The organism is Janthinobacterium sp. SUN118 (assembly GCF_030397695.1).
Classification (GTDB): domain Bacteria; phylum Pseudomonadota; class Gammaproteobacteria; order Burkholderiales; family Burkholderiaceae_D; genus Janthinobacterium.
Genome location: NZ_JAPUBV010000001.1, coordinates 1,041,093 through 1,067,966, shown reverse-complemented (window position 1 = coordinate 1,067,966; position 26,874 = coordinate 1,041,093). Strand labels below are relative to the sequence as shown.

General features: G+C 64.1%; 23 protein-coding genes. 17 read left to right on the top strand and 6 right to left on the bottom strand.

Annotation, left to right across the window (positions count from 1 at the left end; genetic code table 11):
* Window positions 1-250 precede the first annotated feature (250 nt).
* Window positions 251-1,915, top strand: coding sequence for a glucose-6-phosphate isomerase (pgi, locus tag O0880_RS04885; RefSeq protein ID WP_289885341.1), 1,665 nt, complete (start codon window positions 251-253; stop codon window positions 1,913-1,915).
* A 142-nt stretch (window positions 1,916-2,057) separates the two neighbouring features.
* Entirely contained in the window at window positions 2,058-2,954 is an 897-nt protein-coding gene (locus tag O0880_RS04880; RefSeq protein WP_289885339.1) for an SMP-30/gluconolactonase/LRE family protein, read from the top strand.
* 850 nt (window positions 2,955-3,804) lie between these two features.
* On the opposite strand, the gene O0880_RS04875 is transcribed toward O0880_RS04880, so the two are convergent.
* Window positions 3,805-4,758 carry a chemotaxis protein gene (locus O0880_RS04875; protein ID WP_071322426.1) on the bottom strand — a complete coding sequence of 318 codons (954 nt, stop codon included), beginning with the start codon at window positions 4,756-4,758 and terminating at the stop codon, window positions 3,805-3,807.
* 558 nt (window positions 4,759-5,316) lie between these two features.
* On the opposite strand from O0880_RS04875, the gene zwf reads away from it, so the two are divergent.
* The 6 genes from zwf (at window position 5,317) to O0880_RS04845 (ending at window position 13,291) form a co-directional block, all read left to right on the top strand.
* The gene (zwf, locus tag O0880_RS04870) at window positions 5,317-6,789 is read left to right on the top strand and encodes a glucose-6-phosphate dehydrogenase (RefSeq protein WP_071322425.1); all 1,473 of its coding nucleotides are present in this window, start codon (window positions 5,317-5,319) and stop codon (window positions 6,787-6,789) included.
* A gap of 131 nt (window positions 6,790-6,920) precedes the next feature.
* Window positions 6,921-7,775 carry an SIS domain-containing protein gene (locus O0880_RS04865; protein ID WP_071075885.1) on the top strand — a complete coding sequence of 285 codons (855 nt, stop codon included), beginning with the start codon at window positions 6,921-6,923 and terminating at the stop codon, window positions 7,773-7,775.
* A gap of 180 nt (window positions 7,776-7,955) precedes the next feature.
* Window positions 7,956-8,891, top strand: coding sequence for a transaldolase (tal, locus tag O0880_RS04860; RefSeq protein ID WP_289885335.1), 936 nt, complete (start codon window positions 7,956-7,958; stop codon window positions 8,889-8,891).
* A 119-nt stretch (window positions 8,892-9,010) separates the two neighbouring features.
* The gene (locus tag O0880_RS04855; protein WP_071322423.1) at window positions 9,011-10,093 is read left to right on the top strand and encodes a patatin-like phospholipase family protein; all 1,083 of its coding nucleotides are present in this window, start codon (window positions 9,011-9,013) and stop codon (window positions 10,091-10,093) included.
* 121 nt (window positions 10,094-10,214) lie between these two features.
* Window positions 10,215-11,963 carry a methyl-accepting chemotaxis protein gene (locus O0880_RS04850; RefSeq protein WP_289885333.1) on the top strand — a complete coding sequence of 583 codons (1,749 nt, stop codon included), beginning with the start codon at window positions 10,215-10,217 and terminating at the stop codon, window positions 11,961-11,963.
* A gap of 143 nt (window positions 11,964-12,106) precedes the next feature.
* Window positions 12,107-13,291: a tetratricopeptide repeat protein gene (locus O0880_RS04845; RefSeq protein WP_289885331.1), complete on the top strand. Its 1,185-nt coding sequence runs from the start codon at window positions 12,107-12,109 to the stop codon at window positions 13,289-13,291.
* Between the two features lie 6 nt (window positions 13,292-13,297).
* Here O0880_RS04845 and hemW read toward each other — a convergent pair whose 3' ends face one another.
* The 3 genes from hemW to rph all read right to left on the bottom strand — a co-directional run bounded on the left by hemW (window position 13,298) and on the right by rph (window position 16,071).
* Window positions 13,298-14,572, bottom strand: coding sequence for a radical SAM family heme chaperone HemW (gene hemW, locus O0880_RS04840; RefSeq protein ID WP_289885330.1), 1,275 nt, complete (start codon window positions 14,570-14,572; stop codon window positions 13,298-13,300).
* Complete coding sequence (gene rdgB / locus O0880_RS04835) at window positions 14,569-15,153, bottom strand: RdgB/HAM1 family non-canonical purine NTP pyrophosphatase (protein ID WP_071322420.1); 585 nt, start codon at window positions 15,151-15,153, stop codon at window positions 14,569-14,571. Before rdgB ends, hemW begins: the two co-directional genes overlap by 4 nt.
* Before the next feature lie 189 nt (window positions 15,154-15,342).
* The gene (gene rph / locus O0880_RS04830; RefSeq protein WP_071322419.1) at window positions 15,343-16,071 is read right to left on the bottom strand and encodes a ribonuclease PH; all 729 of its coding nucleotides are present in this window, start codon (window positions 16,069-16,071) and stop codon (window positions 15,343-15,345) included.
* Window positions 16,072-16,374: 303 nt separating this feature from the next.
* Here rph and O0880_RS04825 point away from each other — a divergent pair, with 303 nt between their 5' ends.
* Both O0880_RS04825 and O0880_RS04820 read left to right on the top strand, forming a co-directional pair.
* Window positions 16,375-17,265: a YicC/YloC family endoribonuclease gene (locus tag O0880_RS04825; protein ID WP_071322418.1), complete on the top strand. Its 891-nt coding sequence runs from the start codon at window positions 16,375-16,377 to the stop codon at window positions 17,263-17,265.
* A 3-nt stretch (window positions 17,266-17,268) separates the two neighbouring features.
* Window positions 17,269-17,592 carry a hypothetical protein gene (locus O0880_RS04820; protein WP_289885327.1) on the top strand — a complete coding sequence of 108 codons (324 nt, stop codon included), beginning with the start codon at window positions 17,269-17,271 and terminating at the stop codon, window positions 17,590-17,592.
* 29 nt (window positions 17,593-17,621) lie between these two features.
* Here the strand turns inward: O0880_RS04820 and O0880_RS04815 are convergent, their stop codons facing one another.
* Window positions 17,622-18,032, bottom strand: a complete 411-nt coding sequence (locus tag O0880_RS04815) for a DoxX family protein (protein WP_289885325.1) — start codon at window positions 18,030-18,032, stop codon at window positions 17,622-17,624.
* A gap of 221 nt (window positions 18,033-18,253) precedes the next feature.
* Here O0880_RS04815 and gmk point away from each other — a divergent pair, with 221 nt between their 5' ends.
* The 3 genes from gmk to O0880_RS04800 all read left to right on the top strand — a co-directional run bounded on the left by gmk (window position 18,254) and on the right by O0880_RS04800 (window position 21,504).
* Window positions 18,254-18,892, top strand: a complete 639-nt coding sequence (gene gmk, locus O0880_RS04810) for a guanylate kinase (protein ID WP_198043874.1) — start codon at window positions 18,254-18,256, stop codon at window positions 18,890-18,892.
* Between the two features lie 52 nt (window positions 18,893-18,944).
* The gene (rpoZ, locus tag O0880_RS04805) at window positions 18,945-19,148 is read left to right on the top strand and encodes a DNA-directed RNA polymerase subunit omega (RefSeq protein ID WP_010400723.1); all 204 of its coding nucleotides are present in this window, start codon (window positions 18,945-18,947) and stop codon (window positions 19,146-19,148) included.
* A gap of 82 nt (window positions 19,149-19,230) precedes the next feature.
* Complete coding sequence (locus O0880_RS04800; RefSeq protein WP_289885310.1) at window positions 19,231-21,504, top strand: bifunctional (p)ppGpp synthetase/guanosine-3',5'-bis(diphosphate) 3'-pyrophosphohydrolase; 2,274 nt, start codon at window positions 19,231-19,233, stop codon at window positions 21,502-21,504.
* A gap of 56 nt (window positions 21,505-21,560) precedes the next feature.
* Here the strand turns inward: O0880_RS04800 and greB are convergent, their stop codons facing one another.
* Window positions 21,561-22,127 (bottom strand): transcription elongation factor GreB, encoded by a 567-nt coding sequence (gene greB / locus O0880_RS04795; protein ID WP_071322415.1) that lies wholly within the window; start codon window positions 22,125-22,127, stop codon window positions 21,561-21,563.
* Between the two features lie 115 nt (window positions 22,128-22,242).
* Here greB and O0880_RS04790 point away from each other — a divergent pair, with 115 nt between their 5' ends.
* The 4 genes from O0880_RS04790 (at window position 22,243) to O0880_RS04775 (ending at window position 26,814) form a co-directional block, all read left to right on the top strand.
* Window positions 22,243-22,830 (top strand): hypothetical protein, encoded by a 588-nt coding sequence (locus tag O0880_RS04790; protein WP_071322414.1) that lies wholly within the window; start codon window positions 22,243-22,245, stop codon window positions 22,828-22,830.
* On the top strand, window positions 22,830-24,338 hold the full coding sequence (locus O0880_RS04785; RefSeq protein ID WP_289885305.1) for a sensor histidine kinase: 1,509 nt from the start codon (window positions 22,830-22,832) through the stop codon (window positions 24,336-24,338). Before O0880_RS04790 ends, O0880_RS04785 begins: the two co-directional genes overlap by 1 nt.
* Window positions 24,339-24,371: 33 nt before the next feature.
* A complete protein-coding gene (locus O0880_RS04780) occupies window positions 24,372-25,019 on the top strand; it encodes a response regulator transcription factor (RefSeq protein WP_289885304.1) in 648 nt (215 codons plus the stop codon).
* A gap of 223 nt (window positions 25,020-25,242) precedes the next feature.
* Window positions 25,243-26,814 (top strand): GGDEF domain-containing protein, encoded by a 1,572-nt coding sequence (locus O0880_RS04775; RefSeq protein ID WP_071322412.1) that lies wholly within the window; start codon window positions 25,243-25,245, stop codon window positions 26,812-26,814.
* The last annotated feature ends 60 nt before the right edge of the window (window positions 26,815-26,874 follow it).

Here is a 26,874-nt window from a genome sequence, read left to right as displayed (position 1 = left end):
GAAATAATCCATTTACTGGCGACTTTTCAAGGCAAAACAACAGAATGCCGCGTGCCATCGCTTCGCCCCTATCTAGCGACGGCGTGGATAAAGGGCGGACAAAACGCGAAAAATGCGGTTCGCCCATACAAACTGTAGTGAAATTACGTTTTTCTGATGTATTATTCTCACATCAACGCCGGCACGTCCATTCGCCACGACGAACGCGCCGCGCTCCCTTCAACCGAGACAAGCACCGAAGCCGACCGCCATGCGCCAGCCAGCATCCATTCCCGCCATCACCGCCACCGCCAGTTTCCAGTCCCTGCAAGCGCATAGCGCCAGCCTGCGCGACGTGCATCTGCGCCAGCTGTTCGCGGCCGATCCCGCACGTTTCCCGACGATGACGGTCGATGCGGCCGGCCTGCTGCTCGATTACTCGAAGAACCGGGTCGACGCCGCCACCATGGCGCTGCTGATGGACCTGGCCCGCGAACGCGGCGTGGAAGCGCAGCGCGAAGCGATGTTTACGGGCGAGAAAATCAATCTTACCGAACATCGGGCCGTTCTGCATACGGCCTTGCGCGCGCCGCGCGGCACCGCCCTGGTGGTGGATGGCCAGGATATCGATGCCGACGTGCAAGATGTGCTGCAGCGCATGAAGGCGTTTACGGACAAGGTCCGCAATGGCAGCTGGCTCGGCTACACGGGCAAACCGATCTGCGACATCGTCAACATCGGCATCGGCGGCTCGGACCTGGGCCCGAAAATGGCTTGCCTGGCGCTGCGCTCCTACGCCAACCCGGGCCTGGAAATGCATTTCGTCTCCAACGTCGACGGCCACGACATGGAAGCGACCCTGTCGAAAGTCGATCCGGAAACAACCTTGTTCATCGTCGCGTCGAAAACCTTTGTTACCGCTGAAACCATGCTCAACGCCAACACGGCGCGCGCCTGGTTTTTGCTCGAAGGCGAGGAAAAGGACCTGGCGCAACATTTCGTGGCCGTTTCGACGAACACGCAAGCCATCGTTGACTTCGGCATTTCGCCTGACAACATGTTCCCGTTCTGGGACTGGGTCGGCGGCCGCTATTCCGTCTGGTCCTCGATCGGCCTGGCCGTGGCCCTGTCCGTCGGCTTCGAATACTTCAGCGACTTCCTCGCCGGCGCGCATGCGATGGACCAGCATTTCCGCCAGGCGCCGCTGGAAGACAACATGCCCGTCGTGCTGGCCATGGTGGGTTTCTGGAACCGCCAGTTCCTCGATTGCGGCTCCGTCTCGATCGCGCCGTACCACCAGGACCTGAGCCGCTTTGCCGCCTATCTGCAACAGCTGGACATGGAAAGCAACGGCAAGCGCGTCACCAAGGATGGCCAGCCTGTCGGCATGCCGACGGGGCCCGTGATCTGGGGCGACTGCGGCACGAATGCGCAGCATGCCTACTTCCAGTTGCTGCACCAGGGCACCGACATCACGCCCATCGACTTCATTGCCGCGCTGCGCGCCACGCATGACTTGCTGGGCCACCACGACGCCCTGCTGGCCAACTGCTTCGCCCAGTCGGAAGCCTTCATGACGGGCAAGACGGGCGATGAAGTGCGTCTGGATTTGCAGGCGCAAGGCTTGCCGGACGGCGAGATCGAAGCACTGGTGCCGCACAAGACCTTCCCCGGCAACCGCCCCAGCAACACCATTTTGATGGACCAGCTGACCCCGACCACCCTGGGCGCCCTGATCGCACTGTACGAACACAAGACCTTCGTGCAGGGCGTCTTGTGGAACGTCAACAGTTTCGACCAGTGGGGCGTGGAACTGGGCAAGGTGCTGGCGAAGAAAATCCAGGCCGAACTGACGGGTGAGGCCCGTCCCGACCATCACGACAGCTCGACCAATGGCTTGATCGCCTTGGCCAAGGCCGCAAAAGCCGCATACTAATTAATAACGCATAAGCAAGCCTGCTGCGCGTCGGCATAGGCAGCCTGCGATGCGCACCGTGCTCAGGCACAGCTGCGCTTCTCGGCCGCCCCGCCCTTCCGCTCGCGACGGTTTTGTTAAGCGCTCTCCACATTAAGAATAAATGAATATTTACGAAATCAAGGTAGTGAGCGACACAGCCATGCAAGTGGGCGAATGCCCGCTGTGGCATGGCAAGGAAGCGGCCCTGTACTGGGTCGACATCGATGGACGCGCCGTGCACCGGCTGCACCCGGCCAGCGGCAAGCATGAGCAGTGGAGCATGCCGACGGAACCGTCGGCGCTGGCCATCAATGCCGGCGGCGGCCTGATCGTCGCCCTGCGCAGCGGCTTTGCCCACCTCGACACGAAGACGGGCAGCCTGGTGCACATCGCGCCGGCACCGTTCGACATGAGCACCACGCGCTTCAACGATGGCAAGGTCGACCCGGCCGGACGCTTCTGGGTCGGCACCATTTTCGAGCCGCGCAGCGCTGACGCGGCGGAAATGTTCGTGCTGGAAAAGGGAGAAGTACGCAAAGTCTGGTCGGGCGGCATGACGGTGTCGAACGGCCTGGGCTTTTCCCCGGACAAGCGCACCATGTACCACTCGGACACCACCACGCACCGCATCGACCGCTTCGATTTCGACGCGGCCACGGGCGCCATTTCCGCGCCACAGCCATTCCAGCGCTTCTCCACCGATAAAAAGGCGGCGGACTACGGCGGACGCCCGGACGGCGCGGCCGTCGACAGCGAAGGCAATTACTGGTCGGCCATGTTTGAAGGCGGCAAAATCCTGCGCTTCGCGCCCGATGGCCACCTGCTCGGTGAAATCGCCGTGCCCGTGCGCTGCCCCACCATGGTCACATTTGGCGGCCCCGACCTGCGCACCCTGTACATCACCAGCGCCAGCCACAACAGATCAAACGCCGAGATCGCCGCCTACCCGTTGACGGGCCACCTGCTGTCCGTGCGCGTGGACGTGGCGGGCCAGCCGGAAACGCCGTACCAGGCCTGAGCGTACCGGGAGCAGACCCGCAATGGCGCCACCCCGCAGGCTTGTGCTGTCATCCCCGGGGATCTGACCCCAGCCTTGTTATCGCTTCACGCATAAAAAAAACGCCGGCACCCGCGAGGGTCCGGCGCTTTTTCATGTCAACGCGTAGGTCGGATTAGCGGGGCTACGCCCTGCGTAATCCGACAGCGGTGTCGGCCATGGGCATACCGGTGCCGGCCCTGCCGGTGTCGGATTACGCGCAGCTTCGCTGCGCCAATCCGACCTACCACTGACCCCAGCGCTTCGATCGCTTCACGCATAAAAAAAGCGCCGGCACCCGCGAGGGTCCGGCGCTTTTTCATGCCAACGCGTAGGTCGGATTAGCGGGGCTACGCCCCGCGTAATCCGACAGCAGTGTCGGCCATGAGCATACCGGTGCCAGCCCTGCCGGTGTCGGATTACGCGCAGCTTCGCTGCGCTAATCCGACCTACCACTGACCCCAGCGCTTCGATCGCTTCACGCATAAAAAAACACCGGCACCCGCGAGGGTCCGGTGCTTTTTCATGTCAACGCGTAGGTCGGATTAGCGGGGCTACGCCCCGCGTAATCCGACAGCGATGTCGGCCATGACTATGCCGGTGCCAGCCCTGCCGGTGTTGGATTACGCGCAGCTTCGCTGCGCTAATCCGACCTACCACTGACCCCAGCGCTTCGATCGTTTCACGCATAAAAAAACGCCGGCACCCGCGAGGGTCCGGCGCTTTTTCATGTCAACGCGTAGGTCGGATTAGCGGGGCTACGCCCTGCGTAATCCGACGACAGTGTCTGCCTAAGCATGCCGGTGCCGGCCATGCCCACCACGACATCGAGTTACCGCGCCAGCACCTTGCGGATGGTTTCCGCCAGCTCGGCCGCCACAAACTTGGCCACATAACCATCGGCGCCCACACCCTTGACGTGGTCTTCGTTGGTCGAACCCGTCAGCGACGAATGGATCACCACGGGAATCGAGGAAAAACGGCCATCGTTCTTGATGTTGCGCGTCAGGGTAAAGCCATCCATCTCCGGCATTTCCAGGTCCGTCAGCACCAGCGCCACCTTGTCTTTCGCCGTCTTGCCTTCGGCCGCCGCCTGGCTGGAAATGGCTTGCAGGCGCTCCCACGCTTCCTTGCCCGTCTTGGTCATGATGAAGGGCACGCCCATCGCGTCCAGGCCCTTTTCGATCAGCGAGCGGGCCAGCGCGGAATCGTCGGCGGCCAGGATCACGGCGCCAGCAGGCAACCGCACTTGCGGGCCGATGCTGTGCTCGTCCACGTCGGGCTCGCCCGACGGCAGCACGTTGCGCAGGATTTGCTCGACGTCCAGCACTTGCGCCAGGCGCGTCTTGTCCGTGTCGCCATCGAGGCGCGCGATGCTGGTGACCAGTCCCCCACCCACGCTCGATTCGGCCGACAGCACCTGGTTCCATTCCAGGCGCACGATTTCATCGACCTCTTCCACGGCAAACGCCTGTGTCGAACGGGCAAATTCCGTCACCATCAGGATCTTCAAGCCATTGCTCTTGCAGCCGACCGCCATCGGCAAGTCGATCACGGGCACGATCTGGCCGCGGATATTGACCACGCCCAGCATGTGGGGGTGCGATCCTGCCACCGCCGTGATGGCCGGCATTTCCATGATTTCACGTACTTTGAACACATTGATGCCGAATAGTTCGCGGCTGGTCGAGTGATCGCTGGTGCCCAGCTTGAACAGGAACAGTTCGAATTTGTTATTGCCTGTCAGGCTGGTGCGTTCATCGACATCTTGCTGCATTGAATTCATTGTGTCCCCTTGAGCCGTCTTGTAAAGTTAAGCTGCCTGCCCGCAATGCGGGCAGTGCTGACTGCAGCCGCATGGACGTCGGAAGGCGGGTTCGGGGCATGGCCGGCGCTAGCGGTGCAGTGTGAATCGGACAACTTCGTACTACCAATAGTTGCTATCGATTCGAGTCTGAATTATACGGTTTTTTACTTTCCTCAAAGCTACTTTACGCCGCCAGCAGCCATCCTGGCAGCATTTCTTGACTTGCTTGTTGCTACAGCGCAAATGATGATGGTGAGAATCGAAAATTTCCCTGGCAACCATGGTTGCTTTGAAAAGCCCCGTTGTAAAGCATGCCCCGCGCCGACGCCGGCGATCGGCATATAATGAGCACGCAGTGGCGCACTGAGCGATGCCGGGCAAAACTGCGACGGCAGCAGATTAAATGTAGTAAAATTTCTTGCAATTGCCTGTTCTACGTAGTAAATTTACACCATCGATTATAGTAGTGACAGACTGGCACTTCCGGTCGGCCTCCTCCCCGCTCCGGCTCTTTTACTTTTGCGACGACACTCACTTATGGCTCTTACCGATTTTGATCTGGTCCTGTTTGGCGGCAGCGGCGATTTGGCAATGCGCAAATTGCTGCCTGCCATGTATGCGCGCGACGTCGCGAACGATTTGCCGCCGACGGCGCGCATCATCTGCGTGGGCCGCCAGGACAGCGGCCAGGACGCCTTCCTGAAAATGGTGGAAAGCAGCGCCCGCCCGCACATCAAGGCCAGCACCCTGAATGCCGCCACATGGAGCCGCTTCTGCGCGCGCATCGTGTATGTATCGCTCAACGCCAGCGATGCCAAGACCTACGCGCCCCTCGTCGAAGCGCTGCGCGACGGCAGCGACCTGACGCGCGTGTACTACCTGGCCACGCCGCCGCACCTGTTCGCCTTGATCTGCGACAACCTGGAAGAAAATGGCCTGGTCACGCCGAATTCGCGCGTGGTGCTGGAAAAACCGCTGGGCCGCGACCTGGCCAGCGCCAAGCAGATCAATGCCGAAGTGGGCAAGGTTTTCCAGGAATCGCAGATCTACCGCATCGACCATTACCTGGGCAAGGAAACCGTGCAGAACTTGCTGGCCTTGCGCTTCGGCAACGTGCTGTTCGAACCGCTGTGGCGCCGCGAATGGATTTCCGACGTGCAGATCACCATCGCCGAGAAACTGGGCGTGGGCAACCGCATGGGTTACTACGACACGTCGGGCGCGCTGCGCGACATGCTGCAAAACCACTTGCTGCAACTGCTGTGCATCGTCGCCATGGAACCGCCGACCTCGATCGCGCCGGACGCCGTGCGCGATGAAAAGCTGCAAGTACTGCGTTCGCTCAAAAAATTCACGCCCACCACGCTGGCGCAAAACATCGTGCGCGGCCAGTACCGTGCCGGCCACGTCGACGGCGTCACCGTGCCGAGCTACCGCGACGAGCCGGATGCGCCAGAACACTCGCGCACCGAGACCTTCGTTGCGCTGAAGGCGGAAATCGACACCTGGCGCTGGGCCGGCGTGCCGTTCTACCTGCGCACGGGCAAGCGCATGGCCGACAGCCTGGCCGAAATCGTCGTGCGCTTCAAGCAGATCCCGCACTCGATCTTCAACCAGCCCACGTCCAGCTTCCAGCCGAACTGCCTGGTGATCCGCTTGCAGCCCGACGAAGGCCTGCGCATGAACCTGATGGCCAAGACCCCGGGCGACGGCATGCGTTTGAAACCGGCGGAACTGGAACTCGATTTCCGCGAATCGTTCAAGACGCCGCGCATGGACGCTTACGAGCGCTTGCTGCTCGACGTCCTGCGCGGCCAGCTGACCCTGTTCATGCGCGGCGACGAACTGGAAGCGGCCTGGGAGTGGGTCGAGCCGATTCTCGACAACTGGGAACAGAACGACAGCGCGCCGATTCCGTACACGGCCGGCACCTGGGGCCCGGCCGCGGCCAGCGCCCTAATCGGCCGCGACGGGCTGCAGTGGCGTGAAGAGGCCCTGCCAGAAGACTAAGCTAGCAGGGCGTGGAGCCGTGCCTTGCAAGGCACGGCCGTTACGCAGGCGCGGAGCGGTGCTCCGCGAATTCCCTGCTTCACCTTTGCCAGTCCCCGAGCTCCCGAAAACTAACCCAGAAGACTACCCTGATGCTGCTTGACTCCATCCGCACCCAGCTCGATTCGCTCTCCAAGTCGGAGAAGAAGGTCGCGCTGGCCGTGCTTGACCAGCCCAACCAGACGGTCAGCCAGAACATCACGGCGCTGGCGAAAAGCGCGCAGGTGTCGGAACCGACCGTGGTGCGCTTTTGCCGCACGCTGGGCTACGACGGCTGGCATGAATTCAAGCTGAAACTGGCGCAGGGCCTGGCCCTGGCCATGCCGGGCGCGAACGAGCAGCCGGCGCAGGATGACCTCGCGGCCGACCTGGTGAATAAAATCTGCAGCCGCTCGATCAACACCCTGCTCGACCTGCGCAACAACCTGAATCCGGAAGCGATCCAGCGCGCGCTCGACATCCTGTCGCGCGCCAGCAAGATCGAATTCTACGGCCAGGGCACGTCCGGCATCGTGGCGGCCGACGCGCAGCACAAATTCTTCCGCTCGGGCGTGCCGACGGTCGCCTACAGCGATCCGAACATCCACAGCATCGCCGCGGCCCTGTTGCGCGGCGGCGACTGCCTGGTGGCCATCTCGCAGCGCGGCAACAGCCCCGCCCTCGTGCGCTCCGTGAAACTGGCGCGCCGCGGCGGCGCCGACGTCATCGTGCTGGCGCCATCGGGCACGCCGCTGGCCGACCTGGCGACCGTGCTGATCCCGATCGACCTGGTCTTCAACACCGATCCCTACACGCCGATTTCGGCGCGCCTGGCCTACCTGGTGGTGATCGACGTGCTGGCCGTCGGGCTGGCCCTGCAGCGCGGTCCCGAATTCCGCAAGAAGATGCAGAACGCGCAGAAGGCGCTGCAGGAATTCGACATGCAGTTCGATTCCTTCATCGGCTAGCGCGCCTGGAACACGTCCATGGCGGCGCTGCGCTTCCCTGGCGTACTGTCTGCGGAAGCGCGCCTTGCCCTCAACGTTTTGGCGAGCACGCCATGTTACAGGCATGAAAAGAGCGCGGGCGCTTCCGGCCGGATTATGTACAATACTCCGGCAAGCCCTTTCACTCTTTCCCGCGCAGCCATGAACCAACTCGAACAACTGAAGCAATTTACCACCGTGGTGGCCGACACCGGCGACTTCCAATCGATCCAGGCCTACACGCCGCGCGACGCGACGACGAATCCGTCGCTGATCCTGAAAGCCGTGCAGAAGGATGAATACAAGCCGCTGCTGGAAAAGGCCGTGCGCGACCATCCGAACGCTTCCACCGCCGAGATCATCGACCGCCTGCTGATCGCGTTTGGCGTGGAAATCCTGCAAACCATCCCTGGCCGCGTCTCGACCGAAGTCGATGCGCGCCTGTCGTTCGACACGGAAGGCACCGTGGCCAAGGGCCGCGACCTGATCGCCCTGTACTCGAACGCGGGCATTCCGCGCGAGCGCGTGCTGATCAAGATCGCCTCCACCTGGGAAGGCATCCGCGCCGCCGCCATCCTCGAAAAGGAAGGCATCCGCTGCAACATGACCCTGCTGTTCTCGCTGGCCCAGGCCATCGCCTGCGCCGAAGCGGGCGCGCAGCTGATTTCGCCGTTCGTCGGCCGCATCTACGACTGGTACAAGAAATCGACGGGCATCGACTACGTGGGCGCGGAAGACCCGGGCGTGCAATCCGTCAAGCGCATCTACAATTACTACCGCAAGTTCGGCTACAAGACGGAAGTCATGGGCGCGAGCTTCCGCAACACCTCGCAAATCCTCGAACTGGCCGGCTGCGACCTGCTCACCATCAGCCCCGACCTGCTGCAAAAGCTGGCCGACAGCGATGCGCCCGTGGAGCGCAAGCTGAGCGCCGAAGCGGCGCCGTCGACCAACATCGTGCAAATGTCGCTGAACGAAGAAGCCTTCCGCTTCATGATGAATGAAGACGCGATGGCGACGGAGAAGCTGGCCGAAGGCATCCGCGCCTTCTGCGTCGATTCCGGCAAGCTGAAACAGATGATCGCGGCACTGCGTTAATCGCCCGCGCCCCCGCCAAAAGGCGGCGTCCGTGCACTGCACGGCGCCGCTTTTTGGCATGGCATCGCGAGCGGGAGCAATGGCGCTACAATAAACCACCACCACCAGTCGCCGCGCGCATGTCCCTTACCTCGTCCGCCATCACCATCCGCCTGGGCCGCCGCGCCCGCGCCCGCATTGCCGAACAGGGCTTGCGCGCAAGCGATGTCGCCATCGTCCCCGCCGCCGCCGGCGGACCGAAAGGCCTGATCCTGCACCAGCTCGATTGCTGGCTGTTCGGCGAATTCCTGGCACAGGCGCCGCGCCCGCGCCACTTCGTCGGCGCCTCGATCGGTGCCTGGCGCATGGCGGCGGCCGTTTTCCCCGACCCCGTCGCGGCGCAGCGCCGCCTGGTGCGCGAATATGTGGGCCAGCGCTATCCGGACAAGCCCGATGGCGCCCACGTCAGCCGCACCTGCCGCGCCCTGCTCGACGCCATGCTCGATGGCCAGGATGCCCACCTGCTGCGGCATGACCGGCACAGCCTGGCCGTGCTGGCCGTGCGCGGTATCGGCACGCTGGCGCGCCAGGGCAAGTGGCGCGACCGGCGCGGCTTCCTGCTGGCGGCGGCCAACAACGCCGTGGCGCGCGCCCGCCTGGCAGGTTCGCTGGAACGCGTGGTGTTCCATGCGGGGCCGGACAGCGCCAGCTGGCTGCGTTCGCGCTTCGACGCCTTTCACTCCCACTTCGTGCCGCTGGCGCAGGACAACCTGCGCGACGCGCTGCTCGCTTCCGGCTCCATCCCGCTGGTACTCGACGCGGTGCAGGGCATCGCCGGCGCACCGCCCGGACGCTACTGGGACGGCGGCCTGGTCGACTACCACCTGCACCTGCCCTACCAGCGCGAACCGGACCTGGTGCTGTATCCGCACTTCGCCGACCACATCGTCCCTGGCTGGCTGGACAAGGCCATGCCGTGGCGCCGCGCGCGCGGCCCCGATCCTGCGCTCGACAACATGATCCTCGTCTCGCCCTCGCCCGCCTTCGTGGCCAGCCTGCCGAACGGCAAATTGCCGGACCGGCGCGACTTCCCCCATTACGGCCAGGATCACGCCGCACGCATGCGCGACTGGCGCCGCGCCATTGCCGAAAGCGAGCGCATGGCCGCCGCCTTCGCCCGCTGGGCCGAACAGCCGGACTTGCGCCAGGCGCTCGACCTGTAGCGCGGGCCGCATCGCAACAGGCATAAAAACAACAGCGTTTTTCACTCGCCTATTGGTCACTTCTCGGTGCATACTATGTCGCACAGGCAATTTAATCCCCCCTTGCGACAGGAGTTCGACCATGCATGCCCTCTCCCATCTTCGTATCGGCACGCGCCTGGCAGCGGGTTTCGCGCTGGTGCTGCTGCTGTCCGTGATCTCCACTTCATACGCGCTGTACAGCGCGCACATCAACGCCGAGGCGACGCGGCAAATGATGGAAAAGCCGCTGGCCAAGGAGCGCCTGGTATCGGACTGGTATGTGCTGATCTACTCGGCCATCGCGCGCACCTCGATGATCGCCAGGAGCACGGATGAAACCCTGTCGAGCGTCTTCGCCGAGACCATCGCCGACAGCACCAAACAGGGCAGCGAACTGCTGAAGCAAATCGAATCGCTGCTCGACAGCGAGGAAGAAAAAACCATCTTCAAGGCGTCCGTGGCGGAGCGCGTCAAGTACCAGGACGCCAAGACGCTGGTGATGAATGCGCGCAAGGCCGGCAACGCGGCACAGGCGGAAAGCACCTACCGCGACAGCTTCGCGCCGGCCGCCGCCAGTTACCAGAACAACGTCAAGGCCCTGCTGGCGCAGCAGCGCAAGGCCATCGACGCCACGGCGCAAGCCATCGAGGCGGCCAACGACCGCAGCTTCACCCTGCTGCTGACCTTGTGCGCGCTGGTGGTGGCGCTGGGCAGCGTCTGCGCCTGGCTGATCACGCGCTCGATCACCGTGCCGCTGCAGGCGGCCGTGAAGGTGGCCGAAACGGTGGCCGACGGCGACTTGCGCACGCATTTTGCCGCTGCGGCCAGCGATGAAATCGGCGACTTGATGCGGGCGCTGCAAGGCATGAACGAAGCGCTGCGCAAGGTGGTATCGGAAGTCCAGAGCGGCACCAACGCCATCGCCACGGCCTCCGGCGAAATCGCCGCCGGCAACCAGGACCTGTCGGCCCGCACGGAACAGCAGGCCAGCTCGCTGGAAGAGACGGCGTCGTCGATGGAGGAACTGACGTCGACCGTGAAGCAGAATGCCGACAATGCGCGCCAGGCCAACCAGATGGCGGTGGCCGCCTCGGGCGTGGCCGAACGGGGCGGCAGCATCGTCAGCCAGGTGGTCGACACCATGGGCGCCATCGATACGGCGTCGACCAAGATCGTCGACATCATCGGCGTCATCGACGGCATCGCCTTCCAGACCAACATCCTGGCGCTGAACGCCGCCGTGGAAGCGGCGCGCGCCGGCGAACAGGGACGCGGCTTTGCCGTCGTCGCCACCGAGGTGCGCAACCTGGCGCAGCGCTCGGCGGCGGCGGCGCGCGAAATCAAGGCCCTCATCGGCGACTCGGTGGAACAGGTCAACAACGGCACGCGGCTGGTGCAGCAGGCCGGCAGCACCATGGGCGAGGTGGTCGACAGCGTGCGCCGCGTCACCGACATCATGGCCGAGATCACGGCCGCCAGCGCCGAGCAAAGCATGGGCATCGACCAGGTCAACCAGGCGATCGCGCAAATGGACCAGGTGACGCAGCAAAACGCGGCCCTGGTGGAAGAGGCGGCAGCAGCCGCCGAAAGCATGCAGGACCAGGCGGCGCGCCTGGCGCAAGTGGCGGCCGGCTTTCAGCTCGAACACATGGCCGCGGCGGCGCCGGCACGCGCAGCGCCGCCGGCCAGGGCATCGGCCGCCAGCGCGCCTGTCCGCCCCGCCGCCACGCGGATCGCCGCCCCCCGCGCGGCCCAGGCGGCCAGGCCAGCCAGCACGGGCAAGCCTGCCGCTGCCACGCCGAAGACCCCGGCGCACATCGCCGGCGACCAGGACTGGGAAGAGTTCTAGGCGGCGATTCCGGCCCGCAAACGCATGCATCTGAAATGGTTTGACAGCGCGGCGGGCCGCGAGGATACTAGGTTTTCAGGTGGCATGGCGCACCACCGGCAGCAAGACGTCTGGCGCCTGACATCGTTCGCGGGAGTTCGAACATGAAGCGTATACCACTGCCATTGCGCCAGCCGCTGCGCCATCTGTCTGCCCTGCTGCTGTGCGCAGCCCTGGCCGCCTGTGCCACGCCGCCTGCCGCGCCGCCTCCACCCGACCTGTTCAACGATGCCAGTTTTGCCGCGCCGACGGCAAAGATCGACCCGCAGCAGGCGTTTGCCGTGAGCGAGGCCATGCGGCGCTACGTGCGCGTCGATATCGCGCGCGAGGCGCGTGGCAAGAATCCCCGCCGCGCGCTCGCCAATGCGCTGTACAACAAGGCGGGACTGCAACTGGAATACGATGCCGCCATGACGCGCACGGCGGCGCAGACGTTCGACGAGCGCAGCGGCAATTGCCTGTCGCTGGTGCTGATGACGGCCACCCTGGCCAAGGAAATGGGGCTGGAAGTGCACTACCAGGCGGTGCTGGGGGAAGACAGCTGGAGCCGCAGCGGCGACATGTATTTTGTGGCCGGCCACGTCAACCTGGTGCTGGGCCGGAAGCTGGCGCAGAACAGCGACAGCTATGACGCCGATGCGGAACTGCTGATCGATTTCCTGCCGGCCCAGGATCTGACGGGACAGCGCACGCGCACGATCAGCGAATCGACCATCCTGGCCATGTACCTCAACAACCGCGCCGCCGAAACCATGGCCAATGGCGAACTCGATCAGGCCTACTGGTTTGCCCGCGCCGCCATCCTGCAAGACCCCACGTTTGGCGGCGCCTTCAACACGCTGGGCATCATCCAGCTGCGCCACGGCGACATGGAGCCGGCGCGACGCACGCTGGCCTATGCGCTGGAACGCTCGCCGGCGAGCACCGTGCTGCTGTCGAACCTGGCGCAGGCGCTCGACAACCTGGGCCGCACGGACGAAGCGCAGCTGATGCGGCGCAAGCTGCTGGCGCTGCAGCCGGAACCGCCTTTCCACTTTTTCAGCCTGGGCCAGATCGCCATGAAGAATGCCGACTACCAGGAAGCGGCGCGCCTGTTCCAGCGCGAGATCGCGCGCGATCCGTATTACCACGAGTTCCACTTCTGGCTGGCGCAGGCGTATGCGCGCATGGGCCAGCTGGCGCAGGCCGGGCGCCAGCTGGAACTGGCGATGGACAACAGCACCACGCGCGGCGACCATGGCCTGTACGCGGCCAAGCTGCAGCGCCTGCGCGCCGCCACCACGCACTAGGCGGCGTCAGTCTTCCAGGAACATCTGCTGCAGGTCGTTCAGGAAGCGCAGTCCCAGTTCCGTCGGGCGGATGATCTGGTGGTCGCGGTACAGCAAGCCCTTGGCCTCGGCCGCGTTGAGCGGCCTGTCGATGGCGTTAATGGCCAGGCCCGTGCGCTCGGCGAACAGGTTCGGCGAGAAACCCTGCGTCAGGCGCAGGGTATTGAGCATGAACTCGAAGCCCATTTCCTCGCGCGCCAGCTCGCGCTCTTCCTGCACGGGCTGGCCGGCCAGCACGGCGTCCATATACGCCTTCGGCTGCTTGTAGCGGGCCTGGCGCAGAACGCGGTGCGGGAACGATATCTTCGAGTGGGCGCCCGCGCCGATGCCCAGGTAATCGCCGAACTCCCAGTAATTGCGGTTGTGCTTGGCCTGGCGGCCCGGCTGCGCATACGCCGATACTTCATAACGGCCGTAGCCGGCCTGCGCCGCGCGTTCGGCCACCATGTCGGCGATGTCGGCGCTTTCGTCGTCGTCAGGCAGCACCGGCGGATACTTGGCGAACAGGGTGTTCGGCTCCAGGGTCAGGTGGTACAGCGACAGGTGCGGCGGCGCAAACGACAGCGCCGTGTCCAGGTCCTGCCGCGCCTCGGCCAGCGTCTGCGTGGGCAGCGCATACATCAGGTCGAGGTTGAAATTGTCGAAATGCGCATGCGCGATCTCCACCGCGCGGCGCGCTTCATCGTCGTCGTGGATGCGTCCCAGCGCCTGCAGGTGGCGGCCATTGAAGCTCTGGATGCCGATCGACAGGCGGTTGATGCCGCTGGCCCGGTACGACTTGAATTTTTCCGTTTCAAAGGTGCCCGGATTGGCTTCCATGGTGATTTCGCAATCGGGCTCCAATGGCAGCAGGGTGCGCACGTCCGACATCAGGCGGTCCAGTCCCGCCGCCGACATCAGGCTGGGCGTGCCGCCGCCGATGAAAATCGTGTGGATCTTGCGGCCCCAGATCAGGGGCAGCGCCATTTCCAGGTCCAGCCGCAGGGCCGCCAGGTATTCCGCTTCCGGAAAACCGCCGCGCACCTCGTGCGAATTGAAATCGCAATACGGGCATTTTTTCACGCACCACGGGAAATGGATGTACAGCGACAGCGGCGGCAGGGCCGTCAGGTTCAGCGCGCCCGGCTGCAGGTATTTCAACGCCGCGCCGGCCGCGCCGGAAATGCCTTCCTGCGGCGCGGGGGCCGCGCCTGGCTTGGCGGCAGATTTGGCAACAGCGCCGACCAGTTTGATCGGGATCATCGCAGTTTCTCGACCAGCGCGCGCAGGGCCTGGCCACGGTGCGACAGCGCGTTCTTTTCATCGGACGTCAGTTCGGCCGCGCACTTGTCCAGGGCCGGAAGATAGAAATGCGGATCGTAGCCGAAGCCGCCCTTGCCGCGCGGCGTGGCGATCATCTCGCCATTCCAGCGGCCATCGGCGATCACCGGCTGCGGGTCGTCCGCATGGCGCACGTACACCAGCACGCAATAGTAGTACGCGGACTTGTCGGCATGCGCCTCCAGGTCGGCGATCAGCCTGGCGCTGTTGGCCGCATCCGATTTCGGCTCGCCCGCATAACGGGCCGAATACACGCCCGGCGCGCCGCCCAGGGCATTGACGCAGACGCCGGAATCGTCGGCCAGCGCCGGCAATCCCGTCAGGCGCGCCGCGTGGCGGGCCTTTTGCAAGGCGTTTTCAACGAAGGTGTGGAATGGCTCGTCCGCTTCCGGCACGTCGTACTCGCCCTGGGCGTGCACGGAAAAACCGATGGTCGAGAGCAGCTCGTTGAATTCCTTGAGCTTGCCGGCGTTGTTTGATGCGAGGATCAGGCGTTGGGTCATGTGACAATATCCGGGTTAAGCGGCGCCGCACGAGGCGGGCCGAATGAAGTGCCGACATTGTAAACCTTTTGCGCGTCCCCCACCTTGGCCCGCCGCTGCCGCCGGCAGCGGCGGGTGTGGGCTTTTTGCCCGGCGCGGCGGGCAGAAAGGTGTAAATCTACGTAAAGATTAAACGCGATTAAACGCGGTTCAGATCCCGAGGGCCTGCTTTTGCAGGGCGATCAGGTCGGCGATGCCACCCTGCGCCAGGTCCAGCAGGCGGTTCATGCCGGCGCGGTCGAAAGCGGCGCCTTCGGCCGTGCCCTGCACTTCGATGAAGTGGCCCGCTTCCGTCATCACCACGTTCATGTCCGTGTCGCAGCCCGAGTCTTCCACGTAGTCCAGGTCCAGCACCGGCATGCCCTGGTAGACGCCCACCGAGATGGCGGCGACGAAGCTTTTTACGGGGATGGCGGCGATGGCGCCGCGCGCCTGCAACTGCGCAAACGCGTCATACGCGGCCACCATGGCGCCCGTGATCGAGGCCGTGCGCGTGCCGCCGTCGGCCTGGATCACGTCGCAATCGAGGTGCAAGGTGCGTTCGCCGAATGCCTGCAAGTCAAAGGCGGCGCGCAGCGAGCGGCCGATCAGGCGCTGGATTTCCTGCGTGCGGCCCGACTGCTTGCCGCGCGCCGCTTCGCGGTCCATGCGCGTGTGCGTCGAGCGCGGCAGCATGCCGTACTCGGCCGTCAACCAGCCCTGGCCCTTGCCCTTCAGGAAGCCCGGCACCTTGTCTTCGATGCTGGCGGTGCAAATGACCTTGGTGTCGCCGCACTCGATCAGCACCGAGCCTTCGGCATGCTTGGTGTACTGGCGGGTGATGCGGATGGCGCGCAGCGCGTCGACGGCGCGGCCGCTCGGGCGGGATTCGAATGTCATGGGATGTCCTGTGTGATTGGGGTTGCGGCAGCGATTCTAACACCGCGCGCCGCCATATTTGCAGCCATGCAACAGCATGGGGCCGCGCGCGGGGGCGCTGCACACATGATCCCTACAATCCTGCCCCGCCAAACACAATTTTCTTTACAATGCCGTAAAACGCACACTATTCAGCAATTTTCAGGCCACCAGACCATGCGGTCCTGTTTTTGCGGCGCGGGCGGTATTGCCTGCGCTGGCTGATTAAGTGTATAAGTGACTGTATACAAGATCAAATCGGGGAATCCTTTGAGCATTTCAAGCATGACAGGCTACGCGGTTGCCACCAGCGAAGGTGCTGCAGGCACACTGACAATTGAAATCAAGAGCGTCAATTCGCGCTTTCTCGACCTGCAATTCCGCATCAATGACGATTTGCGGGCGCTGGAGCCTGACTTGCGCGCCGCCGTCATGTCCGCCATCACGCGCGGCAAGGTCGAGGTACGCCTGAGCTTTGGCCGCAAGGCAGCCACGGCCGGCACGCAGGCGCTGAACCTGCCCCTGCTGGCGGAACTGGCGCGCCTGCAAACCGAGGTGGGCCAGCATTTCGTGTCCGCGCCCGTCATGACGGTGGCCGAACTGCTGCGCTGGCCTGGCGTCATCGAAGAAGCCCAAGTGGGGCAGGAATCCCTGCAGGCGGATGTGGGCGCGCTGACCAAGCGCACCGTGGCCGCCTTCGTCGACAGCCGCAAGCGCGAAGGCGCCGCGCTCGAGGCTGTTCTGGTGTCGCGCATAGAAGCGATGGAAGCCATCGTCAAGCGCATCACGCCCCTGATCCCGCAAGTGGTGGCCGCCTTCCAGCAAAAAGCCATCGAGCGCATGCAGGATGCATTGGGCCTGGCCAGCCAGGGCTCGAATTCGGCCCTGTCGCGCCAGGACGCCATGGAACGCATCCGCCAGGAAGTGATCTTGTACGGCATCCGCATCGACGTTTCGGAAGAACTGGCGCGCCTGTCGGCCCACCTGGGCGAAACGCGCCACATCCTGACCAAGGGTGGCCAGGTCGGCAAGCGCCTCGACTTCATGATGCAGGAACTGAACCGCGAAGCCAACACGCTGGGCGCCAAGGCGTCCGTCAAGGAACTGGCCGACGCCTCGATGGACTTGAAGCTGCTGATCGAGCAGATGCGCGAACAGGTGCAGAACCTGGAGTAAGCGATGACGACCCTACGCACATGGACACTCGCCGCCACCCTGGCATTGCTGGCGGCGGGCGCGCAGGCGCAAACGGCGCAGCGGCCATCGCCGTATGCGATCGAGGGCTGTACGTTCGGATGCTTCGCCCTCAAGGAACGCGGCGCCGCCATCTACACGGGCGCCGACGCCGCCTCTTACCGCATCTGCTCGCGCAGCACCCTGGGCGCGGAAGTGTCGGTCGACGGCAACGTCGTGCGCATCAACAACCGCGACTGCACCGATGTGAATGGACGGGCCATCGTCCTGACCACGGGCGAAATCGCGCTGGGCCGCCTGCCCCGCTGAAGCCGGGCAGGGAAAACGCAGGCCAGGCCTCAGGCCAGGCGGGTTTCGGCGCGCCAGCGGTCGCTGGCGGCGATGACGATGCAGGCGACAAACAGCACGATGCTGTATTCCACGCCGCCGGCGCCGTGTTCGCCGACGAACCAGCCCTTGGCCGCATGCACGATGGCGATGCCGCCGAGGCAGATCACCATCAGCCCGGCCGCCGCCCAGCGCGTGTATTTGCCAACGATGAGCAGGCTGCCGCAAACGATCTCGACGGCGGTGATCGCCCACACGACGGCCAGGCCGTAGATGAATCCCTTGTCTTCCAGGAAACCGGCGAAGCGGGGGATCGTGCCATTCGCGATGCGCGTGACGGCATGCGCCATGAACATGACGGCAATGGCCACGCGCAGCAACAGCATGGCCTGTGGAAAACTGAGAAACGGGAATTTGTTCATGCGCGCGCCCTGTCAGCAAAGAATGGTTGTTAAGAAAAACACATTCCAAATTAGATAACTATTTCTCTCAGATAACAAGCAAAATATGCATGCTGGCGGGCGGCAGCGACGCCGCCTGCCATCAGGGACTGGCTGGCAGCCTTGCCTCTTGGTAAAATACTGAATTGGGCGCCGCCCGCGCAAGCGCAGGCGCCGACATCACACGACATGGAAAGATCAGCATGAGCCACCCTACCGCCTTCTCTGGCAGCCTGTTCGTGGTCGCCGCGCCATCGGGCGCCGGCAAATCGACCCTCGTCAATGCGCTGCTGGCGCAGGAACCGGGCATCAAGCTGTCGATCTCGACCACCACGCGCGCGCCCCGCCCGGGCGAGCAGCATGGCCGCGAGTACTATTTCACGACGGCGCAAGACTTTGTCGCGCGCGCCGACCAGGGCGAGTTCCTGGAATGGGCGGAAGTGCATGGCAATTACTACGGCACCTCGCGCATCATGGTGGAGCAGCAAATGCTGGCCGGCACCGATATCCTGCTGGAAATCGATTGGCAGGGCGCGCGCCAGGTGCGCAAGCAATTCCCGCGCGCGGCCGGCATTTTCATCCTGCCGCCATCGATCGATGCGCTGGAAGAGCGCCTGAACAAGCGCGGCCAGGATGAGCCGCACGTGATCACGCGCCGCCTGCTGGCGGCCGGCGGCGAAATCGCACACGCTCCCGAGTTCGAGTATGTTATTATCAATGAAGAGTTTACGGTCGCTTTGTCCGAACTGAGCGCGATCGTGAGAGCGGCCCGTTGCCGGTTTGCGCAACAAGCGGCCCGCAACGCATCGCTATTCGCCCAGCTGGGCCTGCACGCAGAGTAATTCGTCTGCACGCCAGTTCACACAGCGCCACGCACAAATTTTAGGAGTTACTATGGCCCGTATCACAATCGAAGATTGCCTGAAGCAAATCCCTAACCGTTTCCAGCTGACCCTGGCTGCGACCTATCGCGCACGTCAGTTGCTGCAAGGCCACACCCCTAAGGTCGAAGCCAAGGACAAGCCTACCGTTGTCGCACTGCGTGAAATCGCTGCCGGTAAAGTCGGCATCGAAATGCTGAAAAAGGTCCCGATGTAAGTGGGAACCCGCGTGCCGGAACAGTGCTGACCCCTGGTTCTACCGTATCCTTTATTCACACTGTGAAGTAACGCGACGTTTTATGAGTCTGACCCCAGCCGACACGACTTCCGCAGCACTGCCGCCCCAGGCCTCGCGCCAGGCGGCAAAACCACAGGGCGCTTCCGCGCCCGGTGTCGGCACGTCCGCAGGCGGCATGTCCGCAGCGCCCGCCCTGGGCGTGGCCTCCGTCAGCCACCTGGCCGACAAGCTGGCCGAATACCTGTCTCCCGCCGACCTGAAAAAAGTCAAGGAAGCCTACCGCTTCTCCGACGAAATGCACCTGGGCCAGATGCGCCGCTCGGGCGAACCGTACATCTCGCACCCGATCGCCGTCGCCGAAATCTGCGCCGACTGGAAACTCGACGCGCAAGCCATCATGGCGGCCCTGCTGCACGACGTCATGGAAGACCAGGACGTCAAGAAGGATGAGTTGATCGAGCGCTTCGGCGCACCGGTGGCGCATCTGGTCGACGGCCTGTCGAAGCTGGAAAAGATCGAATTCCAGAGCCAGATCGAAGCGCAGGCGGAAAACTTCCGCAAGATGCTGCTGGCCATGGCCTCCGATGTGCGCGTGATCCTGATCAAGCTGGCCGACCGCCTGCACAATATGCGCACGCTGGACTTCATGACGGCGGCCAAGAAGCGCCGCATCGCCAGCGAGACCATGGAAGTGTACGTGCCGATCGCGCACCGCCTCGGCCTGAACAACATCTACCACGAGCTGCAGGACCTGTCGTTCTCGCACCTGTACCCGATGCGCTACCGCACGCTGGCGAAAGCCGTCAAGGCGGCGCGCGGCAACCGGCGAGAAGTGGTCAACAAGATCATGGAAGCGGTGAAAAGCACCTTGTCCATGGCCGAAATCGAGGCCGACGTCACGGGCCGCGAAAAGACCCTGTACGACATCTATAAAAAGATGCGCAGCAAGCACTTGTCGTTCTCGCAAGTGCTGGACGTGTACGGCTTCCGCGTGGTGGTGGGCAGCTTTGCCGACTGCTATGTCACCCTGGGCACCTTGCACAGCCTGTACAAGCCCATGCCTGGCAAGTTCAAGGATTACATCGCGATCCGCAAGCTGAACGGCTACCAGTCGCTGCACACGACCGTCATCGGCCCCTACGGCACGCCCGTGGAATTCCAGATCCGCACGCAGGAAATGCACCGCACGGCCGAGTCCGGCGTGGCGGCGCACTGGCTGTACAAGAGCGGCGAATCGAACCCGTCCGACCTGCAGCAGCGCACGCACGCCTGGCTGCAATCGCTGCTCGACATCCAGCAGCAGACGGGCGACTCGGCCGAATTCCTCGAGCACGTCAAGGTCGACCTGTTCCCCGACTCCGTCTACGTGTTTACGCCGAAGTCGAAGATCATCGCGCTGCCGCGCGGCGCCACGGCCATCGACTTCGCGTATTCGATCCATACGGGCATCGGCGACCAGACCGTGGCCGTGAAAATCAACAACGAAACCTCGCCGCTGCGCACCGAACTGCACAATGGCGACATCGTGGAAATCATCACCGATTCCTCGTCGCGCCCCAGCCCGACGTGGCTGTCGTTCGTGCGTACCGGCAAGGCCCGTTCGGCCATCCGCCACCATTTGCGCACGATCAACCTGCCCGAATCGATCGCGCTGGGCCAGCAGCTGCTGTCGCAGGCGCTGCAAGCCCTGAACATCGATGCCGACCTGCCTGCGCCGCTGGTGGAACGCCTGCTCAACGAATCGAGCGCCAATTCCATGGACGAGCTGTACGCGGACATCGGCATCGGCAAGCGCATGGCCACGCTGGTGGCGCGCCACATCTTTGGCCTGATCGGCGGCGAAGCGGCCAGCATGCCGGTGGAACACAATAGCGGCAGCGAACTCGACCCGGTCACCATCTGCGGCAGCGAAGGCGTCTCCGTGCAGCTGGCGCCGTGCTGCCTGCCGATTCCAGGCGACCAGATCATCGGCCAGCTGCGCCGCGACCAGGGGCTGCTCGTGCACACGAGCGACTGCACGCAGGCAAAACGCCAGCGCGCCAAGGAACCGGACCGCTGGATCGCCGTACGCTGGGGAAGCGAACTGAACCGCCGCTTCGACTGCCGCATCAAGGTACTGATCAACAGCGAACGGGGCATCCTCGCCCGCGTGGCCGCGGAAATCGGCGAGTCGGACGCCAACATCATCTATGTGGGCATGGACGAAGACAAGGACAACGTCCTCGACCAGCTGCGCTTCACCGTGCAGGTAAAAGACCGCGTCCACCTGGCCGCCCTGCTGCGCAATGTGCGCCGCGTCGCCGGCGTCAACCGGATACTTCGGGAGCGCAATTAAAAAAACGGCTGGCCAGATTCTCTGCCCAGCCGTTTTTTCATGCCACGCGCATCAATTCAAGTTTCCCCCGGCGCCGGATACGTCACTTCCAGCAATTCCAGCTCCTGCGCGCCCAGCGGCGTGTTCAAGGTGATCAGGTCGCCCTCGCGCGCCTTGGTGATGGTGCGCGCCATCGGCGACACCCAGCTGATCTTGCCGTTCAGCGGGTCGAATTCATCGATGCCGACGATGGTGATCGTGTGCGTTTCGCCATCTTCCGTGCGGTAAGTTACGGTGGCGCCGAAGAACACCTGGTCACTGCCGTGGTGCACGCTGGGGTCGACGATGGCGGCCAGATCCATGCGCTTCGTCAGGAAACGGATGCGGCGGTCGATCTCGCGCAAGCGCCGCTTGCCATAGATATAGTCGCCATTTTCCGAGCGGTCGCCATTCGACGCCGCCCAATGGACGATTCTGACCACTTCCGGACGGTCCACGTCGATCAGCTGCAGCAGCTCGTCCTTGATGCGCTGGTAGCCGGCCGGCGTGATGTAGTTCTTCGCGCCGGGGGGAATGGCCAGCGCCAGCGCGGCCGCTTCTTCATCGTCGTCGTGGTCCGATTCTTTTACAAAGGCTTTATTCATCTGCCTATTGTAGCCCCGCCAGACGGGCGACGGCACACCAGACGCGGGGGCAAGCGGGCTTTTTTGACGTATCATCGTGGCAATCGCGGCAAACCTGCGCCGCACACGGAGACGGATGAAAAAATTCTACAGATTCAGGCGCTGGCTGTTCGCGCCGCTGGTCTACCTGGCCGCCATCTTCCTGCTGCTGGAAGAATGGCTGTGGGCGACGGGCGCGCGCATCATGCAGGTGGTGGCGCAGTTTCCACCGCTGCATGCGCTCGAGGCATGGATCAAGCGGTTGCCGCCCTACTGGGCGCTGGCCGTCTTCGTTCTGCCGGCCGTGCTCTTGTTCCCCGTCAAGCTGCTGGCCTTGCTGGCGATCGCGCGCGGCCATGCGTTTTCCGGCATCGGCGTGATCGTCATCGCCAAGCTGGGCGGCGCGGCCGCCGTGGCGCGGCTGTACAGCCTGACGCGCCCCACCCTGCTGAGTCTGCCATGGTTTGCCCGCTGGCATGGCCTGTTCATGGAAACCAAGGACCGCTGGATCGCCCGCCTGCGCGCCACGCGGCCGTGGCGCCGCGTCAGCCGCCTGTCGGCTGCGCTGGGCCGCGCCCGCCGTGCCTGGTGGCAACGCCTGCGCACGCGCACCACGGGCCGCCACGATTCCCGCCCGGCGCGCGTGCTGCGCCGTTTCGCCGCCTTCTGGCGCGCGCGCCGCTGATGAAAAAGCCTGCCGCCATGCCCGAGACCGCCACGCCGCCACGGCTGGCCGCCGCCATGCGCGCGGCCGCGCCCGAAATCTATCTGTACGACGCGGCCAGCCTGATATTGCTGGACGCCAACGACGCCGCCTGCGGCAACCGCCACGCCACGCGCGAGGAATTGCTGGCGGCGGCGCCGGCGCTGCAGGTGCCGGCGCGCCAGCTGGCTGCCCTTGACGAGGCCGTCGGCGCGCAAACCATCGTCCACGTGCAGCCCCGGCGCCGCGATGGCAGCCGCTATTCGCTGACGCTGCACCTGTCGCGCGCCAGCCACCAGGGCCGCGCCCTGATCCTGGCCGTGGGCGATGACTTGCGCACGCCGCAGGCCACGGCCGCCGCGCTGGAACAGGTGCAATCGCGCTTTAACGCCATCGTCTCGAATACGCCGGGCCTCGTGTACCAGTTCTGCCTGCACGCGGACGGCCGCAGCGCCTTTCCCTATCTGAGCGACGGCTGCCAGGCCTTGCTGGGGCTGAGTCCGGCGCAACTGCATGCGCGCCCGGAACTGTTCTACCAGCTGATCCTGGCGGACGACCGCGCCTCGTACCTGGACTCGATGCAGGCGTCGAAGACCGCCCTGTGGGGCTGGAACTGGGAAGGCCGCATCTGGGTCGATGCGTGGAAGGATGTGAAATGGATCAACCTGCGCTCCACGCCGCGCGCGCTGGCGGACGGCACGGTGCAGTGGGAAGGCATCATGACGAATATCACCGAAAGCCGGCTCGAACAGATCGAAGTGCGCCAGTCGCGCGCCCGCCTGGCCGAACTGACGGCGCATATCGACAAGGTCAAGGAACACGAGCGCACGCGCCTGGCGCGCGAATTGCATGATGACCTGGGCGGCAACTTGACGGCGATCAAGATGGCGCTGGCCATGCTGGCCCGGCGCCTGCCGCCTGACGATGCCCTGTTGCAAGAAAAAGCCGAGTATGTCGATGCCCTGGTCGACCGCAGCATCGACGCCGTGCACCGCATTTCGCTGGACTTGCGCCCTTCCATGCTGGATCTGGGCATCGTCGCCGCGCTGGACTGGCAGGTGAAGGAATTCGCGCGCCAGGCCGGCATCGAATGCCAGTTCACGTCGAACCGCCAGCACATCGAGCTGGAACTGGACCAGGCCACCAGCCTGTTCCGCATCGCCCAGGAAGCGCTGACGAACATCGCCAAGCACGCGCAGGCGAGCAAGGTCGCGGTGCGCCTGGTCCGGCAGCGCCAGCATCTCGGCCTGTCGATCGCCGACAATGGCGTCGGCATGCGCCTTTCCGACCGCGCCAAGCCGCAATCGTTCGGCATCCGCGGCATGACCGAGCGCGCCAGCGCGCTGGGCGGCAGCCTGAGCCTGATGGATGCGCCCGACGGCGGCACCATACTCAGCATAAAAATCAGGCTGGCCTCGCCGCGAGAGGCGATAATAGCGGCTGCAGCCCATGCGCCAGCGCATGCCAGGCCGCCGCAAGACGCAGCCTAGCGTAGGCGAACCAGATAAGAAACGAATGCAGTCATGAAAGAAAAAGCCACCATCCGGGTATTTATCGCCGACGATCACGCGATCGTGCGCGAAGGCTTGAAGCAGATCCTCGCCGATACCCGCGACATCGTCGTTGCCGGCGAAGCGGAAAACGGCCACGACGCCATCAAGCTGTTCCGTGGCTCGAAATGCCAGGTATTGCTGCTCGACATCTCCCTGCCCGACCGCAGCGGCATCGAGGTGCTCAAGCAGATCAAGAAGGAAAAGCCGGAACTGGCCGTGCTGATGCTGTCCATGCACAGGGAAGACCAGTACGCGATCCGCTCGCTCAAGGCGGGCGCCGCCGGCTACCTGACGAAGCAGAGCGCGCCGCGCGAACTGGTGACGGCCATCCGCCAGGTGGCGCAGGGCCTGAAGTACATCAGCGCCTCGCTGGCCCAGGAACTGGCCAACACGGTGGGCGAAGACCACGAAACGGCCCTGCACGACACCTTGTCGGACCGCGAATACCAGACGCTGGTCATGATTGCCTCGGGCAAGACGGTGGGCGCCATCGCCGAGGAGCTGAAACTGTCCGTGAAAACCGTCAGCGAATACCGCGCCCGCTTGCTGGTGAAAATGAAACTCAAGAATAGTGCCGAACTGACCCATTACGCCATCCGCAACCAGCTGATCGACTAGCGGGGCACGGCGGCCGGATGCCGCCGACACGGCATGCAGGCTGGCATCTGGCGAATTGGATGGACTTCTCCTTGCTTCTCGCACAATAAGTTCTTTGCCAACTCGCATATCATGAGGATAATTAGAATATATCTAAAAAGGCTTTGCCTACATGTCCAGTAAATTGCCATCTTCGCCAGCAAATACACCGGCTGGCGCCACGAATACCGCCGCCGGTGCGGCGATGAACCCGGCCGACATCGCCCGCGAAGCGTTTCGCCGCCTGGCGACGCGCCGCATCGCGCCCACGCCGGGCGCCTACCGCGACATCTACAATGAAATCGCCGGCATCAGCGAACCGGCTGACCCGCCGGCAGCGCCCGCGGCCGTGCTGGCCGCCAGCGCCCCGACGGAAAACGGCGCGGAAAACGTGCTGACGCAGTTTGCCGCCAAGATGAGCGAATCGGCGGGCGAACTGGGCGACTTCGGCCGCCGCTTCCAGCGCGCCCTGAAGGCGCGCGACTGGGACAGCTATGCGCGCACCCTGGCGCAGCTGGCGGAAAAACAGGCCAAGAAAGGCGGCGGCATCGAATTGCCGCCCCTGCCGGACGGCGAACAGACGCGCACCCTGCGCGAATTACTGAGCCGCACCCTGGGCTTTGCCGTCGCCACCCTGCTGACGGGCACGCCCGCGCTGGTGGAAGAGGCCGAATCGCTGGGCGCCGCCATCAAGCAGGCGCACACGGAAGAGGCCTTGAACGAGGCGGCCCTGCGCCTGAAGCAGCTGTGCTACCAGATTGAACTGAAGAGCGGCGATACGGCCGAGCAGCAGGAACTGCTGCTGCGCCTGTTCAAGCTGCTGCTCGACAACGTCAGCCAGTTGCTCGACGACGACAGCTGGCTGCGCGGCCAGGTCGATGCCGTGCAAAACCTGATCGCCGGCCCGCTGGACCAGCGCGCGCTGGAAGACGCCACGCGCAGCCTGAAGGAAGTCATCTACAAGCAAAGCCAGCTCAAGCACAGCCTGTCCGACGTCAAGCTGACGGTGAAGAACATGATGATGACCTTCATCGACCGCCTGGGCCAGGTGGCGGCCAGCACGGGCGACTTCCACGAAAAGATCGGCGGCTATTCGGAAAAGATCAGCCAGGCGGAAAACATCAGCGAACTCAATCACGTGCTCGACGAAGTACTGCGCGAAACGCGCATGGTGCAGAACGAAGCGTTGCGCGCACGCGACAAGATGGTGCTGGCGCGCCAGGAAGTGCAGGATGCGGAACAGCGCATCCACACGCTGGAAGCCAAGCTCCAGCATATGAGCGAACTGGTGCGTGAAGACCAGCTGACGGGCAGCCTGAACCGCCGCGGCCTCGACGACGTGTTCGAACGCGAGACGGCCCGCTCCGACCGCCGCGGCACGCCGCTGTGCATCGCCATGCTGGACCTCGATGACTTCAAGCGCCTGAACGACACCTACGGCCACCTGGCCGGCGATGCGGCCCTGAAACACCTGGTAAAGATCGTCAAGGAAACCCTGCGCTCGATGGATGTCATCGCCCGCTTCGGCGGCGAGGAATTCCTCATCCTGCTGCCGGAAACCACGGTCGATGCGGCCGCCTCGACCATGACGCGCCTGCAGCGCGAGCTGACCCGGCATTTCTTCCTGCACGACAACGAGAAAGTCTTGATCACGTTTTCCGCCGGCGTGGCCCTGCGCCTGCCCAACGAAGACCAGGCCGAACTGGTCAAACGCGCCGACCGCGCCATGTACCAGGCCAAGCAGACGGGCAAGAACCGCGTGGTGGTGGCCGACTGAGCCGCCTCTCACGGCAGCAGCCAATAAAAATGCCGCTCATCGAGCGGCATTTTGCATTCC